Annotated in this window: 15 protein-coding genes and 1 tRNA gene; 10 read left to right on the top strand and 6 right to left on the bottom strand. The window is 71.5% G+C overall.

Features of this window, described 5'->3' with window-relative positions; all coding sequences use genetic code 11:
- Positions 1-247 precede the first annotated feature (247 nt).
- Positions 248-333 (top strand) — tRNA-Leu (locus tag MMA15_RS09775).
- 120 nt (positions 334-453) lie between these two features.
- Here MMA15_RS09775 and MMA15_RS09770 read toward each other — a convergent pair.
- Both MMA15_RS09770 and MMA15_RS09765 read right to left on the bottom strand, forming a co-directional pair.
- Positions 454-2,880 (bottom strand): SpoIIE family protein phosphatase, encoded by a 2,427-nt coding sequence (locus tag MMA15_RS09770; protein ID WP_241058724.1) that lies wholly within the window; start codon positions 2,878-2,880, stop codon positions 454-456.
- Positions 2,881-3,257: 377 nt separating this feature from the next.
- Positions 3,258-3,584 carry a hypothetical protein gene (locus MMA15_RS09765; RefSeq protein ID WP_241058723.1) on the bottom strand — a complete coding sequence of 109 codons (327 nt, stop codon included), beginning with the start codon at positions 3,582-3,584 and terminating at the stop codon, positions 3,258-3,260.
- Between the two features lie 406 nt (positions 3,585-3,990).
- Here MMA15_RS09765 and MMA15_RS09760 point away from each other — a divergent pair, with 406 nt between their 5' ends.
- Positions 3,991-4,902 carry a DMT family transporter gene (locus MMA15_RS09760; protein WP_241058722.1) on the top strand — a complete coding sequence of 304 codons (912 nt, stop codon included), beginning with the start codon at positions 3,991-3,993 and terminating at the stop codon, positions 4,900-4,902.
- A 30-nt stretch (positions 4,903-4,932) separates the two neighbouring features.
- Here MMA15_RS09760 and MMA15_RS09755 read toward each other — a convergent pair whose 3' ends face one another.
- The 3 genes from MMA15_RS09755 to MMA15_RS28190 form a co-directional block, all read right to left on the bottom strand.
- Complete coding sequence (locus tag MMA15_RS09755) at positions 4,933-6,579, bottom strand: MFS transporter (RefSeq protein ID WP_241058721.1); 1,647 nt, start codon at positions 6,577-6,579, stop codon at positions 4,933-4,935.
- Between the two features lie 264 nt (positions 6,580-6,843).
- Entirely contained in the window at positions 6,844-7,488 is a 645-nt protein-coding gene (locus tag MMA15_RS09750) for a DUF305 domain-containing protein (protein ID WP_241058720.1), read from the bottom strand.
- Between the two features lie 131 nt (positions 7,489-7,619).
- Positions 7,620-8,261: a DUF6153 family protein gene (locus tag MMA15_RS28190; RefSeq protein WP_241058719.1), complete on the bottom strand. Its 642-nt coding sequence runs from the start codon at positions 8,259-8,261 to the stop codon at positions 7,620-7,622.
- Between the two features lie 230 nt (positions 8,262-8,491).
- Here MMA15_RS28190 and MMA15_RS09740 point away from each other — a divergent pair, with 230 nt between their 5' ends.
- From MMA15_RS09740 to MMA15_RS09710, 7 genes are all read left to right on the top strand, one after another.
- Positions 8,492-8,698 (top strand): hypothetical protein, encoded by a 207-nt coding sequence (locus MMA15_RS09740; RefSeq protein WP_241058718.1) that lies wholly within the window; start codon positions 8,492-8,494, stop codon positions 8,696-8,698.
- Positions 8,695-9,321 (top strand): monovalent cation/H+ antiporter complex subunit F, encoded by a 627-nt coding sequence (locus MMA15_RS09735; RefSeq protein WP_241058717.1) that lies wholly within the window; start codon positions 8,695-8,697, stop codon positions 9,319-9,321. The genes MMA15_RS09740 and MMA15_RS09735 overlap by 4 nt, the downstream gene beginning before the upstream one ends.
- Positions 9,318-9,662 (top strand): Na(+)/H(+) antiporter subunit B, encoded by a 345-nt coding sequence (locus tag MMA15_RS09730; RefSeq protein ID WP_241058716.1) that lies wholly within the window; start codon positions 9,318-9,320, stop codon positions 9,660-9,662. Before MMA15_RS09735 ends, MMA15_RS09730 begins: the two co-directional genes overlap by 4 nt.
- Positions 9,659-10,441 (top strand): MnhB domain-containing protein, encoded by a 783-nt coding sequence (locus tag MMA15_RS09725; RefSeq protein ID WP_241058715.1) that lies wholly within the window; start codon positions 9,659-9,661, stop codon positions 10,439-10,441. The genes MMA15_RS09730 and MMA15_RS09725 overlap by 4 nt, the downstream gene beginning before the upstream one ends.
- Positions 10,438-10,782, top strand: a complete 345-nt coding sequence (locus MMA15_RS09720; RefSeq protein WP_241058714.1) for a sodium:proton antiporter — start codon at positions 10,438-10,440, stop codon at positions 10,780-10,782. The genes MMA15_RS09725 and MMA15_RS09720 overlap by 4 nt, the downstream gene beginning before the upstream one ends.
- Positions 10,783-10,823: 41 nt before the next feature.
- On the top strand, positions 10,824-12,755 hold the full coding sequence (locus MMA15_RS09715; RefSeq protein ID WP_241058713.1) for a complex I subunit 5 family protein: 1,932 nt from the start codon (positions 10,824-10,826) through the stop codon (positions 12,753-12,755).
- Between the two features lie 202 nt (positions 12,756-12,957).
- Positions 12,958-13,815 (top strand): Bax inhibitor-1/YccA family protein, encoded by an 858-nt coding sequence (locus MMA15_RS09710; protein ID WP_241058712.1) that lies wholly within the window; start codon positions 12,958-12,960, stop codon positions 13,813-13,815.
- 148 nt (positions 13,816-13,963) lie between these two features.
- Here MMA15_RS09710 and MMA15_RS09705 read toward each other — a convergent pair whose 3' ends face one another.
- Positions 13,964-14,191 (bottom strand): DUF4287 domain-containing protein, encoded by a 228-nt coding sequence (locus MMA15_RS09705; RefSeq protein WP_241058711.1) that lies wholly within the window; start codon positions 14,189-14,191, stop codon positions 13,964-13,966.
- A gap of 98 nt (positions 14,192-14,289) precedes the next feature.
- Between MMA15_RS09705 and MMA15_RS09700 the strand changes: the two genes are divergently transcribed.
- The gene (locus MMA15_RS09700) at positions 14,290-14,628 is read left to right on the top strand and encodes a hypothetical protein (RefSeq protein ID WP_241058710.1); all 339 of its coding nucleotides are present in this window, start codon (positions 14,290-14,292) and stop codon (positions 14,626-14,628) included.
- Positions 14,629-14,651: the final 23 nt, after the last annotated feature.

The following is a 14,651-nucleotide window of genomic DNA, read 5'->3' as shown; positions in this document are numbered from 1 at the left end:
CCCATCGGCGGAAGAGGAATTCCAGTGTCCGGACGGCGACTTTCCGTCATTTCCCATGACAGACGCGTTCTACGGGCGGCGCTCCGAAGTGGGGACCGCGGTGCTGACGCCTCGTCAGTTGCCCATAAAATAAGACAACATCGGGACGACGCCCGGCAGTTGGGGGTCTGACGCTGGATAGGCTCTACCTGCACCCTGGGGTAGGAACCCGCACGCTCTGCGTAACCGGCGGGTCCCTGGAGCCGGTGCCCGGATGGTGGAATGTAGACACGACGAGCTTAAACCTCGTTGGCCCTGAGGGCCGTGCCGGTTCAAGTCCGGCTCCGGGCACCACCCATGCGCCAGAGCCGCGACGGCCCGGGACGCCGGATCGCGTATTCACCGGCCGTAAACGGACCGGATATGCGTACGGCCAGATGTGCGTACGGACCGGGCCCCCGGGGCCAACTCCCCTCAGACCAGGTTCTGTTCGGTCCAGATCGTCTTCCCCGAGGTCGTGTAGCGCGTGCCCCAGCGCTGCACCATCTGCGCCACGATGAACAGGCCGCGCCCGCCCTCGTCGTCCGTGGCGCTGTGCCGGAGGTTCGGCGACGTATGGCCCTTGTCGGAGACCTCGCAGTGCAGGCTGCGGTCCCGGATGAGCCGCAGATAGACGGGGCCGACCGCATGCCGGATCGCGTTGGTGACGAGTTCGCTGACGACGAGTTCGGTGGTGAACGCCATCTCGTCCAGGCCCCATTCGGAGAGCTGGTCGAGCACGAGCGTACGGGCGCGGCCCACGGAGCTGGGCTCGGCGGTCAGTTCCCAGCCGATGACCTGGTCCGCGCCGAGTTCGTGCGTACGCACCAGGAGGAGCGCCGCGTCGTCGGTGGCCGGGCCGTCGGGCTGAAGCTCGTTGAGGGCGCGGTCGCACAGCTCCTCAAGTGTGCCGTCGCGGTCGCTCAGCACGTCCCTCAGCTTTGCGACGCCGGTGTCGATGTCGCGGTCGCGGTCCTGCACGAGGCCACCGGTGAACAGCGCGAGGAGGCTGCCCTCGGGCAGCTCGATCTCCATCGCCTCGAACGGCAGCCCGCCCACACCCAGCGGCGGCCCGGGCGGGATGTCGAGAAGCTGGAACTTGCCCTCCGGGTCGATGCTCGCGGCGGGCGGATGGCCCGCGCGGGCCGCGGTGCACTTGCGGGACACCGGGTCGTAGACCGCGTAGAGGCATGCGACGCCCAGGCCCTCGTCGGTGCCGGGCACCGCTCCGGGCTCCTGGTCCTCGGCGCCCTGTAGCACGAGGTCGTCCAGCCGGGAGAGGAGTTCGTCGGGCGCCAGGTCCAGGCGGGCCAGGGCCCTGACGGTGGTACGAAGCCGGCCCATGGTGGCGGCGGCGTGCACACCGTGGCCCACGACGTCGCCTACGACCAGGCCCACACGCGTACCGGAGAGGGCGATCACGTCGAACCAGTCGCCGCCGACGCCCAGTCCGATGTCGGACGGCAGATAGCGGTGTGCCACGTCCACGGCGGACTGCTCGGGAAGACCCCGGGGCAGCAGATTGCGCTGGAGCGTCAGGGCGGAGGCGCGCTCGCGCGTGTAGCGGCGCGCGTTGTCGACGGACAGGGCGGTGCGGGTCGCCAGCTCGTTGGCGAGGGTGAGTTCGTCGGTCTCGAAGGGGGCCGGGTTGCCGCTGCGCATGAACGTGGCCAGACCCATGGTGGTGCCCCTGGCACGCAGCGGCACGGCGAGCGTGGAGTGGACGCCGTCCTCGGCCCCGCCGCCGTACGGGGGGTGGTGGCCGACGGTGACGGCCTTACGGGACGCCAGCGAGGAGAGCTGCGGTGAGCCGGGCTCGTACTCGACGCGGTAAGGGCCCGCAGCCGTCGCGTCCTCGCTTCCGGCGTCGGCGTAGGGGCTGCCCGAGCGTTCCACGACCCTTATCAGGGAGGGCGAGGCACCCTGCGGGCGCGGCTCCTCGCCCTCCAGCACCCCTTCGACCAGGTCCACGGTGACCCGGTCCGCGAACGAGGGGACGACCACCTCGGCGATCTCCCTCGCCGTCGTGATCATGTCGAGCGTGGTGCCGATGCGGACGCCCGCGCGCACCGTCAGCGCGAGCCGCTGCTGGGCGCGGTAGCGCTCGGTGATGTCGAGGGCGTCCTCGCAGACGCCGATCACATTGCCGTCGGCGTCCCTGAGCTGGTAGTACGCACACGACCAGACGTGGTCGTGCTCCGGGTCGACGGGCGGCCGTGCCTCGTAGAGGATGCCGAAGACCGGTTCGCCGGTGTCGATCACGCCGCGCATGACCTCTTCCAGCGAGCTGGGGTGCCCCTCCGAGATGACCTCGCCGCCGTCGTAGAGCTCGTTGACGCGCTTGCCTGCGTACTCGTGGAACTTGCGGTCTATCTCGCTCTGATACTTGGCGTTTATCCAGGTCAGCCGCAGATCGGTGTCGTAGATGCCCAGGCCGATGGGGGACTGGGTGGCCAGGCCGCGGAGCATGGCCTGGTGCGCCTCCCAGGAACGCAGCGGTTCGAGGGCGGCGGCGACCATGATCTGCGGGGAGCCGTCCCGGCCGGAGAAGGAGCAGATCGTCGTCGCCACCTCCATGCGGTGACCGTCACGGTGCAGCGCTACGCACGCCTCGCTGCGGCATGCCGGACCGACGGACCGGTCGAGAAGCTCGATGAGCGGCTGTTTCCGGGACGCGCGCCCCACTATCAGCGTCTCGAGCGGCCGGCCCAGAATCTCGCGCGGTTCATAGCCGAAGAGCTCTCCGGCGGCTTCGCTCCACCCGATGACCACGCTCTCGCTGTCGAGCAGCACCGTGGCGGCACTCGTGACGTCGAATGGCCCACGGAAGTCGATGGTCTCGGCCTCGCTCCACGCATTCATGGCACCAATCCAGCCCGCATACGTTTCTTCCAGGGTCGATCCATACGGGAGCAGATACAACCGCAGCAGGCAGAGGTGCCCACCTGTGATGAAACCGGTGCATAAGCGTGGTCGCGACTGGACCAAGGCGGGCTTCGCGGTGAGGGCGCCCAGCGGAGCGGCGGCCGGAAACGGCTGGAATTCGCGGGCGCACGAGTCGGCAGAGGGGGCGCGTGGATGCGTGCCTATGCGGGGCGTTCGGCTCAGGGGAGGCTGCGGAGCGTGGCGGCGGGGGCCGGGAGTTCGGCACGGAGCGTGACTGTGTGCGGGTCGGCGGTGACCGCTCGTCCGCGTAAGGCCCGACGGTCACGGAGTACCGGTTCGCTGCTCTCGGCGGCTCACTGCGGTCCCCGGGGGTCCCTGCGCTGACGGCGTGCGATGTGCCGACGCCCCGGCTTCGGCGGAGTACGGCGCTGGGACCGCGGCGTGGAACAGGTGGGGCACCAGTAGCCGACGCCCTGCGTGTACGTCCAGCCCTGCTCCTCCAGATACGGGGCCGCGAGGCTGCTGCTGTGCAGCATGTGCCCGAAGAGATCGTCCTCGATGGGCGGCGGCGGTTCGTGGATCACGAGATCGAACACGGCGCGAGCCGGGCAGCCGATGTCGTCGCAGGCCAGATAGAAACGCACCGGCCCCGGCGCCTCTCCCTCGGTCGTCAGACTCATGGTTCAACGCTATGCAGCGCTCACCTCCTCGGTGGGCCTGTTGCAGAACCGGGGCCGACGGCGCCTCACAGGGGGACCGATCCGGCCATCGGGCGTCCGTCTGGCGGGAATTGGGCCTCTTGGGCGGCGGTCCGTGAGCGGCGTCCCATGTGCGCCGCCCTGCCCCCGCCCGGGTATGTGCGGCCGGTGACTCCTGCCGTCCGTACGTCCCGGGCCTGCGTCCGGGGCGTCCGCGGCAACGGGGCGGAACCGGCCTTGGTCCGCTCCGTTGTCATCGCCTGTGTCGCGGCTTCCCAGCGGTCCCGTACCGGCACATATGGGAGATGCTGATGTCCGTCAGACACATCCCCCGGATGCGGACGGCCCGCAGCGCACCGCGGGGCCCGCTCAAGCGCCGTGGAGTGGCATGCCGATCATGGTCTATGTGTACGGCCTGGTCGGGGCCTGTTTTCTGGGCCTCGGGTTCGTACTCCAGCAGGAGGCCGCAGCGCGGGCCCCGCTCGCCGACATCCTGTCGTTCCGGCTGCTGCTCGACCTGATGAAGGTGCCGCGATGGCTGTGCGGCATCGGCTTCATGGTGATCGGGCAGATCCTCAGCGCGCTGGCCCTGGCCCAGGGCGACGTGTCACGCGTCGAGCCCCTGCTCGCCACCAATCTGCTCTTCGCCATGGCGCTGGCCCGCTACATCAGCGGGCAGCGACTGGGGCGCGGCGGCTGGGCCGGGGTGGTGCTGCTCAGCGGCGGCGTCGCGTTGTTCATGTTCGCCGGTGCCCCCGAGGGCACCGACTCCGACACCATCGGTGCGCTACGCCACTGGCTGGTGCTGGGGTCCGTGGTGGCGGTGGCGCTGGTGCTCGTCGTGATCGCGCGGCACATGCGGCTGGTGGAGGAGCCGCCGCTGCTCGCTGCCGCGGCCGGCGTGCTCTACGGACTCCAGGACGCCCTGACGAGGGAGGCCAGCACCATCCTCGACGACTCCGGCGTCGTCGGGCTCGCCACCAGTTGGCAGCCGTACGTCATCGTCGCCTCGGCCGTCGTGGGGCTCGTACTGGTGCAGAGCGCCTTCGAGGCGGGAGCCCTGCGGCAGTCGCTGCCCGCGCTGACGGCGGCCGAGCCGCTGGCGGGGATCGTGTGCGGCATCGGATTCCTCGGGGACACCGTGCGGTTGACGCCGCCGGCGATCCTGGGCCAGATCGCGGGGCTGAGCGCCGCCGTCGGCGGGGTCTTCATCCTCGGACGGCATCCCGCGATGCCGACGGGGGCTCCCGGGCCGGGCCAGGAGGCGGCGCTGGACGACAGCGGACCACCGCCGCGGTAGGGGCTCCGTCTCAGGCGGCGGCCATGGGGGTCACCGCCGTGACGCGGACGGCTCCTGGGCCGTGTTCTTGCGGTCCGTCCATACGTCGGCCAAAGCGGCCGCCAGCGCGATCAGTACGAAGACGACGGACAGCGCCAGCCCGTGCTGATACGCCGACCGCCAGTCCTCCAGCCCCGGACGGCCGTGTCCCGCCCCGGAGTTGAGGCGTGTGAAGAAGAGCGAGCCCACGCCCGCGATGCCGACCGCCGCCCCGATGCGCTGCCCCGTCTGAAGCACGCCCGCCGCGCTGCCGCCTCGCTCCACCGGCACCCGGGAGAGCGTCAGCGTCTGGTTCGGTGAGATGACGAGCCCGCTGCCCAGGCCCGCGAGCAGCAGCGGCACCATCAGATACCAGCCCGTGGCCCGCCCGTCGACCTGATGAGCCGTGAACGCGGTGCCCGCGAGACCCACGGCCGTCATCGCCAGCCCGCTGGCCACGAGACTGCGCCCGTACCGGTCCACGGCCCGCCCGCCGTACTGCGCCGCCATCCCGGACCCCAGCGCGAAGGGCGTGATCGCCAGCCCCGCCTCCAGGGCGCTGTAGCGCAGCCCGCTCTGGAGGTAGAGCGTGGTGATGAAGAAGATCGAGGTGAAGCCCGCGAAGTGGAAGACGATCAGCAGGCAGCCCGTCCAGTACGAGCGGATACGGAAGAGGGAGAGCGCCACCAGCGGCTCCGTGTCGCATCGGGAGCACCGCGCCTCCCACCGCACGAAGCACAGCAGCAGCACCGCCGCCCCGGCCAGCAGCAGCCACTTGCCGTCACCGGGCCACTGGCGGGACTGGACGAAGGGCAGCAGCACCGCCAGCACGGCCGCGCCCAGCAGCAGGACGCCCACCGGGTCGAGGCTCTGGGGCCGCTGCCGGGTACCTGCCGAGGGCGTGTCCGGCAGCAGCCGCCGGGCGAGCAGCAGACAGACGACGCCGATGGGGAGGTTGACGTAGAAGACCCAGCGCCAGCCTTCGCTCGCACCGGCGGCCTGGATGATCACCCCGCCCAGCAGCGGGCCCACGGCCGTGGAGACTCCGACGACGGTGCCGAACATGCCGAAGGCCCTGCCGCGTTCCCGCCCGGAGAACATCTGCTGGATCAGGGCCGAGACCTGCGGTGCGATCAGCGCGCCGCCCAGGCCCTGCACCAGCCTGGCGACCACCAGCCACGTACTGCTGCGGGCCGCGCCGCATCCGGCGGAGGCCAGTGTGAACAGCGCGAGTCCCGCCATGAAGACCCGGCGGCGGCCACGGGCGTCGCCCAGCCGCCCGGCAGGGACGAGGAACAGGCCGAAGGAGAGCGCGTAACCGGAGATCACCCACTGGAGTTCGGACTCCGTCGTGTGCAGTCCCTCCCGTACGGACGGCAGTGCGACGTTGACGATCGAGACGTCCAGCAGCGTCATGAAGCCCGCGACGAGGCAGACGGCGAGGGCCTTCCAGCTGCGGGCGCCGAAGCCGGGGTCCTCCTCGGCGGGGGCAGGGCCTTCTTCGGTGACAGGGCCTTCTTCGGTGACAGGGCCTTCGGCGGCGACCGGGCCTTCGGCGGCGGGGGTGCGGGAGCCGGGGCCGGAATCCCGTCGCGGCCCCGGCTCCCGTTCCGGCATCGGTTCCCGGTCCGGCCCTCCGGACGATCTGCCTCCGGGCACTGACGCTCCTCCGCTCCTCGCTGCCTACGGCGGAGGCGGGTACCCCGTCGGCCCGGAAGGGTGCCCGCTGGGCCGCTGTCTTCGCAGGGGCAGGGCTACGGGTGGCGCCGTCGGCCTCCACGGCCCGGCAGCGGTACGGCGTCGGCGAAGTCCGCCCCCGGCGCCCGTCCGTAGGCACCGGTCCGTCGGGTGACGGCGGTGCCGACGCATGGGACGCCGAGGGCGGCCGGTCCGGAGAGCGGTCCCCGGAACGGAGCGGCGGGCCTACTTCTTCAGAAGCCCGCGCATCTCCTTGATCTCGCCGGTCTGTGAGCTGCGGATCTCACGGGCCATCGCCTTGGCGGGCTTGTACGTACCGTCCCACTCCTCGGTACGGGCCATCTCCACGGCGCCCTCGTGATGTGCCGTCATCATCTTCAGGAACTCGCGGTCGAACTCCTTGCCGGACATCTTCTTCAGCTTCTCCATGTCCTGAGGCGTCATCATGCCGGGCATGGAGTGGCCGCCGTGCGCGGAGTGCTCAGAGCCCTCGCCTGCCGCCGGGACCTTCTCGCCCCAGGACTTCAGCCATCCCGAGAGCTTGTCGATCTCCGGCTTCTGTGCCTTTTCGATCTTCCCGGCGAGCGACTTCACCTCCGCCGACTCCGCTCGGGAAGAGGCCAGCCGGGACATCTCCAGGGCCTGGCGGTGGTGCGGGATCATGCCCTGCGCGAAGGAGACGTCGGCGCGGCCGGCCTCCTTCGCGGCCTTGCCGCCGTTGTCGTGGCTCGTGCCGCCGTGGCCGCCGCCGTGCTGTTCGCCGCCCGCGGACTGCTCGTTGCCGCCGCAGGCGGTGAGCGCCAGTGCGGCGACCGCCGTGGCCGCCGCCGCTACGGCGGCACGGTGAAGGGAAATGCGGTGTGTGGTCATGCGTAGTGCTCCTGCGTCTTGAGTCTCTGCGTATGGAAGAGCCGTGCTCTGTGCCGGATGTGATGGAAGAGCCGTGCTCGGTGGGTGCGCCGGAAACGGCGGCGGCCGGTGGCCGATGCCGTGAGGCGCCCCTATATGCGCAGGAGTTGAAGCCGGTGCAGCGACGGCGGCGCACGCTCGCCGTCCGCGTCAGGGCAGCGCCCTTCCAGGCCGGTGACCGGCCGCGGGCCGACCGCCGTGACGGCCGCGACGGCGTCCATGGCGGGCGCTCCGCTGACCCCGCTCGCCGCACAGATCGCGTCGGCGTGTGCCGGATGGCCGTCCGCGCCGCCGCACTCGCACTCGTCGGCGTGCTGATGCTCCGGCAGCATCCGGAAGCCGTGCGGGGCGTGGCGAGCCGTATCCGTGTGCACGTCGCTCGCCGCCGAACGCATCGCGGAATGCCCGGAGCCGGACGGAGCGGAGAAGGCGGACGGGGCGGAGAAGGCGGACGGGGCGGCGTTGCCGGTGTGCGCGGAGGCTGCCTTATGTGCCGGGTCCGCCGAGGGGGCCGCGTCTTCCGAAGCGGCCGCGTGCGCTGAGCGCACCGAGTGGGTCGGTCCGGGACCGTGTGACCCGCGGGCGTGGGTGTCCGCCGTGGGAGCCCCGCCCAGGCCGTGCATCGCCAGCAGCCCGTAAAGCAGCGCCATGACGAGCAACGGCAGCGACGGCAGCACCGTGCCGCGCCCCCGCGGGGCGCACGCGCGAACTCCGTACGGTCGGCTGCCGGTCACGCGTGCATCGTACGGCGGCGCCGCGTGCCGCAGACGAAGTTGCGCCCGTTGGCCGAACTCCCGGACATCCACGCCCGGAACATGCGAAGCGCCCCGCGCGCTGTCAGTCCCCGTACCCGCGCCGCTCAGGCCCCGCGGTCCCGCCCGGCCCCCGTCCGCCATGAGCCGGTGCAGGTGTGCGTGACCCGGCGCGTGGTACCCACTCGCCCAGAAGGCGAGGTGAGGCCGGGGTGTTCGCGGTTCGGCGGGGTGCGAAGGGTCTCAGGGCGCTGCCGGAAGTGGTCGCGTGGTGGGTCGCGCTGACGGGGCTGTGGCTGATGCTGATCTCGACCGTGGACGCCGTCGAGGCCGCCGTCGGCGCCGTGGCTGCCGTCCCCGCCGCCGTCGGCGCACGTGCGGCACGGCTCGCCGCCCGGCGGGAGGTGGGCACGGAGTGAGCACGTCCGAGGGCTGGCTCATCGCCGCCGCGCTGCCTTCGCTGTGTCTGGCGCCGGTGCTGTGGTACGTCGCGACCGGCGCGCCCGCCCGGCGGCTCGTCGCCCTGAACCTCGCCCAACTCCTCGTCGCCATCGCGCTGTTGCTCTCCGCCCAGGGCTTCCGCCGTCCCGACTTCCTCGACCTGGCACTGGTGCTCGCCGTCCTCGCGCCCGCCGGCACGCTCGTGTACGCGCGGTTCCTCGGCGGACTGCGGCCCGCCCGCGTCGTGCGATGGACGGCCCTCGTGGGCGTACCGGCGTCCGTCGTACCGCTGTGCGTGACCGCGGGCCCGGGGCGTCAGGCCGTCAAGGTGCTGGTGATCGGCGGCCTGCTGCTGGCCGGGGCACTGGTGACGGGCGGGGGTTCGCAGACCAGCGCCGAGTCGGGGGAGCCGGAGCCCGAGCCTCAGCCCGGGCCGGGAGCGGAGCCCGGTGAGTCCGGTGAGTCCGGCGAGTCCGGCGGACCGTACGAGTGCGATGGAACGTACGGGCCCGGCACGACGCGGAGGTCCGATGCGCAGGACGAGTCCGGCGCCGGGCACGGCATCGGCGCCCGGCGAGGCGGAGGGGGCGGCTCCGGGTGACCGATGTGCTGATCGCCGTGGCCCTCGTACTCGTCGCCGTCACGGCCACGGCAGCCGTGCTCAACCATGAGCCGTTGCGTCAGGCGCTCGTGCTCTCCTTCCTGGGACTGACGCTCGCGCTGCTCTTCGCCCTCGTACAGGCGCCGGACGTGAGCCTGTCGCAGCTCGCCGTCGGCTCGGCGCTGACGCCGCTGATGATCGTGCTGACGGTACGGAAGGTTCGGCGCGGAACAGGCGACTCCACGGCCTCAGAGACCACGGGAGCCTCCGATGACCAGGGCACCCGCGGCGACCGGGACGCCGGCGACCGGGACGCCGGCGGCGGGGAGGAGCGGCGGTGACCCGGCGGGCCAGGTTCGTGCTCTTCCTCGTGGCGGCAGCCGCCGTCGCGCTGCTCTTCGTCGCGGCCTTCGTCCGACTGCCGCCCTTCGGCGGCGACTTCCACCCCTACGGCGACCGTGCCGTACGTGCGGCCTTCGCGCACCGCACCGCGAACGCCGTCGCCGCCGTCAACTTCGACCAGCGCGCCCTCGACACCCTCGGCGAGGAGACGATCCTCTTCTCCGCCGTGCTCGGTGCCGTGGTGCTGCTGCGTCAGATCGCGGGGGAGCGCCGCCGGCCGCCGCGCCGGGCCCGGGTCTCGGGCGCGATCCGCCGCCTCGGAGTGGCGATGCTGCCCGTAGCGCTCCTCACCGGCCTCTACGTCGTCGCGCACGGGCAGATCACGCCCGGCGGCGGATTCCAGGGCGGCGTCGTCGTGGCCACGGCACTTCATCTGCTCTATGTGGCCGCCGATTACGGGGCGTTGGAGCGTGTACGGCCGCTGTCGCTGTACGAGATCGGGGACGCGACCGGCGAGGCCGCCTACGTGGTGACCGGCGTCGCGACGGTGCTGGCCGGGTCGGCCTTCCTCGCCAACGTCCTGCCCTGGGGGACGTTCGGCACGCTGACCTCGGCGGGCACCGTCGTCGTGCTCAACGCGGCCGTCGGCATGGAGGTGGCCTGCGGAGTGGTCGTGCTGCTGGCGACGTTCCTCGACCAGGCGGTGGAGATCGAGGAGCCGTCGCACGCCCCGGCATCCGGCGGCACGCCCGACGGGAGCGGCGGTGACGCCGGATGACCCTGCTGCCCTACCTCGTCGCGGGCTGGCTCTTCCTGATCGGCGTCTACGGAATCGTCGTCAGCCGCGATCTCATCCACACCGTCGGCTGCCTCTCCGTCACCCAGTCCTCCACATACGTACTGCTGCTCGCCGTCGGCTACCGGGACGGCGGCACCGCGCCCGTCTACGCGGACGTGCCGAAGGACGCCCGCGTCGTCGACCCCGTCGTACAGGCGCTGACCCTCACGGACGTCGTCGTGGGCGCCACCGTGACGGCGCTGCTGCTGGCCCTCGTCATCCAGTTGCACAAGCGGCACGGCACCGTCGACCCCGACCAGCTCTCGGCGCTGAAGGGCTGACGGGTGGGGGCGGACGAGCGTGGTCCAGGGGTGATGCACGGGTGAACGTGGCGCGGCTGCTGCCGCTCGTCGTCGTGGTGCCGCTGCTGGGTGCCGCCGTGCTCGCGGCGGGCGGCAGACGGCTGCCCCGCGTCGCCTCGGACAGCGTGAGCGTCGCCTTCGCCGCGGTGTCCGCGGTGCTCGCCGGTGCGGCGCTGCTCGGCGGTGCGCACGGCGACCCCTACGTCGTCGAGTGGCTGGGCGGATGGCGTCCGGGACCGGGCGGCCAGGGCGTCGGGATCGTACTCGCGGGCGACCCGCTGTCGCTGGGGCTGGCGGCCTTCGCATCGCTGCTCGTCGTCGCCGTACTCCTGTATTCCTGGCGCTACTTCGAGGAGCCGCCCCGGCGCGGAAGCGGCTCGTTCCCCGCGCTGATGCTGATCTTCCAGGCGGGCATGTGCGGCTTCTGCCTGACGGGCGATCTCTTCAACTCGTTCGTGTTCTTCGAGCTGATGGGCGTCGTCGCATACGCGCTCACCGGCTTCCGCGTGGAGGAACGGCGGCCGGTGCAGGGCGCGTTGGCCTTCGGCATCGTCAACTCCCTCGGCGGCTACGCCATGTTGCTGGGCATCGCGCTGCTGTACGCACGCACCGGCGAGCTGGGCTTCGCACAGACCGGGCGCCGGCTCGACGGGCAGCACCCCGACGCGCTGGTTCTCGCGGCGTTCGTACTGGTCGCCGCCGGGCTGCTGGTGAAGGCCGCGGCCGTGCCGTTCCACTTCTGGCTGCCGGACGCGCACGCCGTCGCCCCGACACCGGTGTCGATGCTGCTGTCCGGCGTCATGGTCGAGCTGGGCGTCTTCGGTGTCGCCCGCCTGTACTGGACGGTGTTCGCCGGACCCGGCGGACTGCCGCAGGAGGCCGTCGGCCGCGCCCTCGTCGCCGTCGGCGTGGTGACCGCGCTGCTCGGCGCGGCGATGAGCTGGCGGCAGCGGCACCTCAAACGGCTGCTGGCGTTCTCGACGGTCGCGCACATCGGGCTGTTCCTGATCGGCGCCGGGCTGCTGACCGCCGAGGGCACCGCGGGCACGTCGCTGTACGTACTGGCGCACGGCTGCGTCAAGGCGGCGCTGTTCGCCTGCACGGGCATCCTGCTCGACCGCTACGCCTCCGTCGACGAGCGGGAGTTGCACGGGAAGGCACGCGAACTCCCCCTCACCGGCGGCCTGTTCGTCCTCGGCGGGCTCGCGGTGTGCGGGATGCCGCCGTTCGGCACGTCGCTGGGCAAGGCGGTCGCCGAGGAGGCCGCGGGCCACACTGGCCACTGGCTGACCGCGGTGTTCGTACTGGCCTCCGCGGTGACCGGCGGCGCGGTGCTGCGTGCAGGGCTGCGGGTCTTCGCCGGAGTGGGAACGCGCCCGGAGGAGGTGCGGCGGCGGACGGGGGCCGCGGGGAGCGCGGACCACACCGGCCAACGCAGCGACCGCAGCGACCGCACGGAGGACTTCGCCACCGACGCCGACAGCACCGGCGACGTCGGCACCCGTGGCGACGAACCACCCGAGACCGGCGGCCGGTTGCGCCGCATCCCCGTCACGATGCTCGCGGTGCCCGCCGTGCTGCTCGCTGCCGCCCTGGCCGCGGGGATCGTCCCGCAGTGGGCCACGGCCACGGCCGACGCGGCGCAGTTCTTCGCCTCGCACGAGGGTTACGAGTCGGTCGTGCTGGACGGCGTGAACCCGCGCCCGGCACCCGGTCCCCCCGCGCACTGGACCGCCGTCGGCGTACTGCTGGGTCTGCTGTCGACGGCGCTCGGCGTAGGCGCCGCACTGCTGGGCCTGCGGCGGCGCACGCCTTCGGAAGGCACCGAACGGCTGCTGCGCCTCCCGGCCAGGTTGCAGTCCGGGCACATCGGGGACTACGTGGCCTGGACGGTCGCGGGCGTCGCACTGCTGGCCCTGCTCACCGCACCCGGCACGCACACCTTCGGCTGACGCGGGCGGCCCGTCTCCCCGAGGCCCGCCCGTCCGGGCCCGTAAGGGCAGTGTCGATGGCGGGCCGCAGCGGTACAAGAACGGAACCAAGACGGAACCAGCAGCCGCTTTTCTTCGTTCTTGACTTCGGAGTAGCGTGCTGGTTTTGCTAACGCATTACTCTGAAGGCTAGTGCCGTGCCGTGCGGCCATGGAGGAGTGAGATGAGGAGCAGCAACCCGGTCTTCTCGCGACGGGGGTTCAGCCGCTCAGGCGGCTATGCCGGTTTCGACGCCGGCCAGCAGCCGCAGGCCGGGAACCCTTACGCGAACAGCCCTTACGCGAACAACCCTTACGCCCAGCAGCAGCCGCAGGCGGTCGGCCAGCCCTACGGCGCCCCGCCCGCCGCCCCGCCGCAGACCGGCGTGATGACGATGGACGACGTCGTCGCACGTACCGGCATGACGGTCGGTCTCGTCGTCGTCATGGCGGCCGTGGCCTGGATCACGGACCTGGCCCTGCCGCTCGCCATCGGCGCCGGTCTCGTCGCGATGGTGCTGGCGCTCGTCCAGTCCTTCAAGCGCAAGGCCGTGCCCGCGCTGATCCTCGCGTACGCGGCCCTGGAAGGTCTCTTCCTCGGCGCCATCAGCAACTTCGTCGACAGCTACATCGCCGACGGCGCCGCCATGCAGGCCGTGCTGGGCACCATGGCGGTCTTCGCCGCGGTGCTCGTGATGTACAAGACCCGCATCATCCGGGTCACCCGCCGCTTCTACCGCTTCGCGATGGCGGCGGCCATCGGCTTCGTGCTGCTGATGATGGTGAACCTGCTGTTCGCCGTCTTCGGCGGCGGTGACGGACTCGGCTTCCGCAGCGGCGGGATGGGCATCCTCTTCGGGATCGTCGGCATTCTGATCGGTGCGCTGTTCCTGGCGCTCGACTTCAAGCAGGTCGAGGACGGCATCTCCTACGGCGCTCCGCGCGAGGAGTCCTGGCTGGCGGCGTTCGGGCTGACCCTGACGCTGGTGTGGATCTACCTGGAGTTCCTGCGGCTGATCGCGATTCTGCAAGGCAACGACTGAAGTCGCCGGTCTGCGCGCTGACTTGAGCGCAGGACCGCACGACGAAGGGCCCGGAGGACGTTCACCGTCCTCCGGGCCCTTCGTATGCACGCACCGGAAGTATCCGGAAGTGGAACAGGAAGTCTCAGTAAGGTCCTAGAGGGGCTTACTACAGGTGGCGCGCTGCGCGCCGCAGGTCGTACTCGTGGATGATCGCTTTCGCGTGGCCGTAGGCGAGGTTGTGCTCGCCACGCAGCCAGCTCACCTTCTCCTCGAAGCGGAAGAGGGAAGGGCCTTCGTCGACGGTCCGCAGCCAGTCGGATACTTCTCGGCCGGTGCAATGAGGGATGCGGGTGAGCATGTTCCGGTGGGTCTCTTCGGAGAAGATCTGGGACATCGGCGCCTCCGGACGCTGCCTTATGGAGTCCTTCCCGCCAAGGTGCCTGAGCGCGCGGACGTTGGCAACAGTGTGTCGGGGGCGCATACCCTTGCGAGGTGCTCGATACGGCCTCTCTGATCACCGCGGTGCAGCCCGCCGCGGACCGTCTGCGGACCCTCCCGGAGAGCGCTCTGCGCAGGGGTGCAGCCGCTGAAGGGCTGGCGCTGGCCCGGGAGTTGGCGGTGCGGGCACAGCGTCTGGAGTTCCCCGGACGAGACCCGCTGGAGCTTCCGGACGTGGGTGTTTTCGCGGTCGGGGACCAGCTTCTCGTGGCCGCACACGATCTGGCGGAAATCGTCGTCGAACTTGATGCCGATCATGAACTCACCGACGCCGTCGGGCTCGTTCACCTCGGCACCGCGCGAATCGCCGCCGCCGCGACCGGCAAGCGATGACCTGCCGGGCACCGAAGCCCCTG

This window comes from Streptomyces marispadix (genome assembly GCF_022524345.1).
In the GTDB taxonomy this organism is placed as follows: Bacteria; Actinomycetota; Actinomycetes; order Streptomycetales; family Streptomycetaceae; genus Streptomyces; species Streptomyces marispadix.
This window is presented reverse-complemented; position numbering and strand designations above follow the sequence as displayed.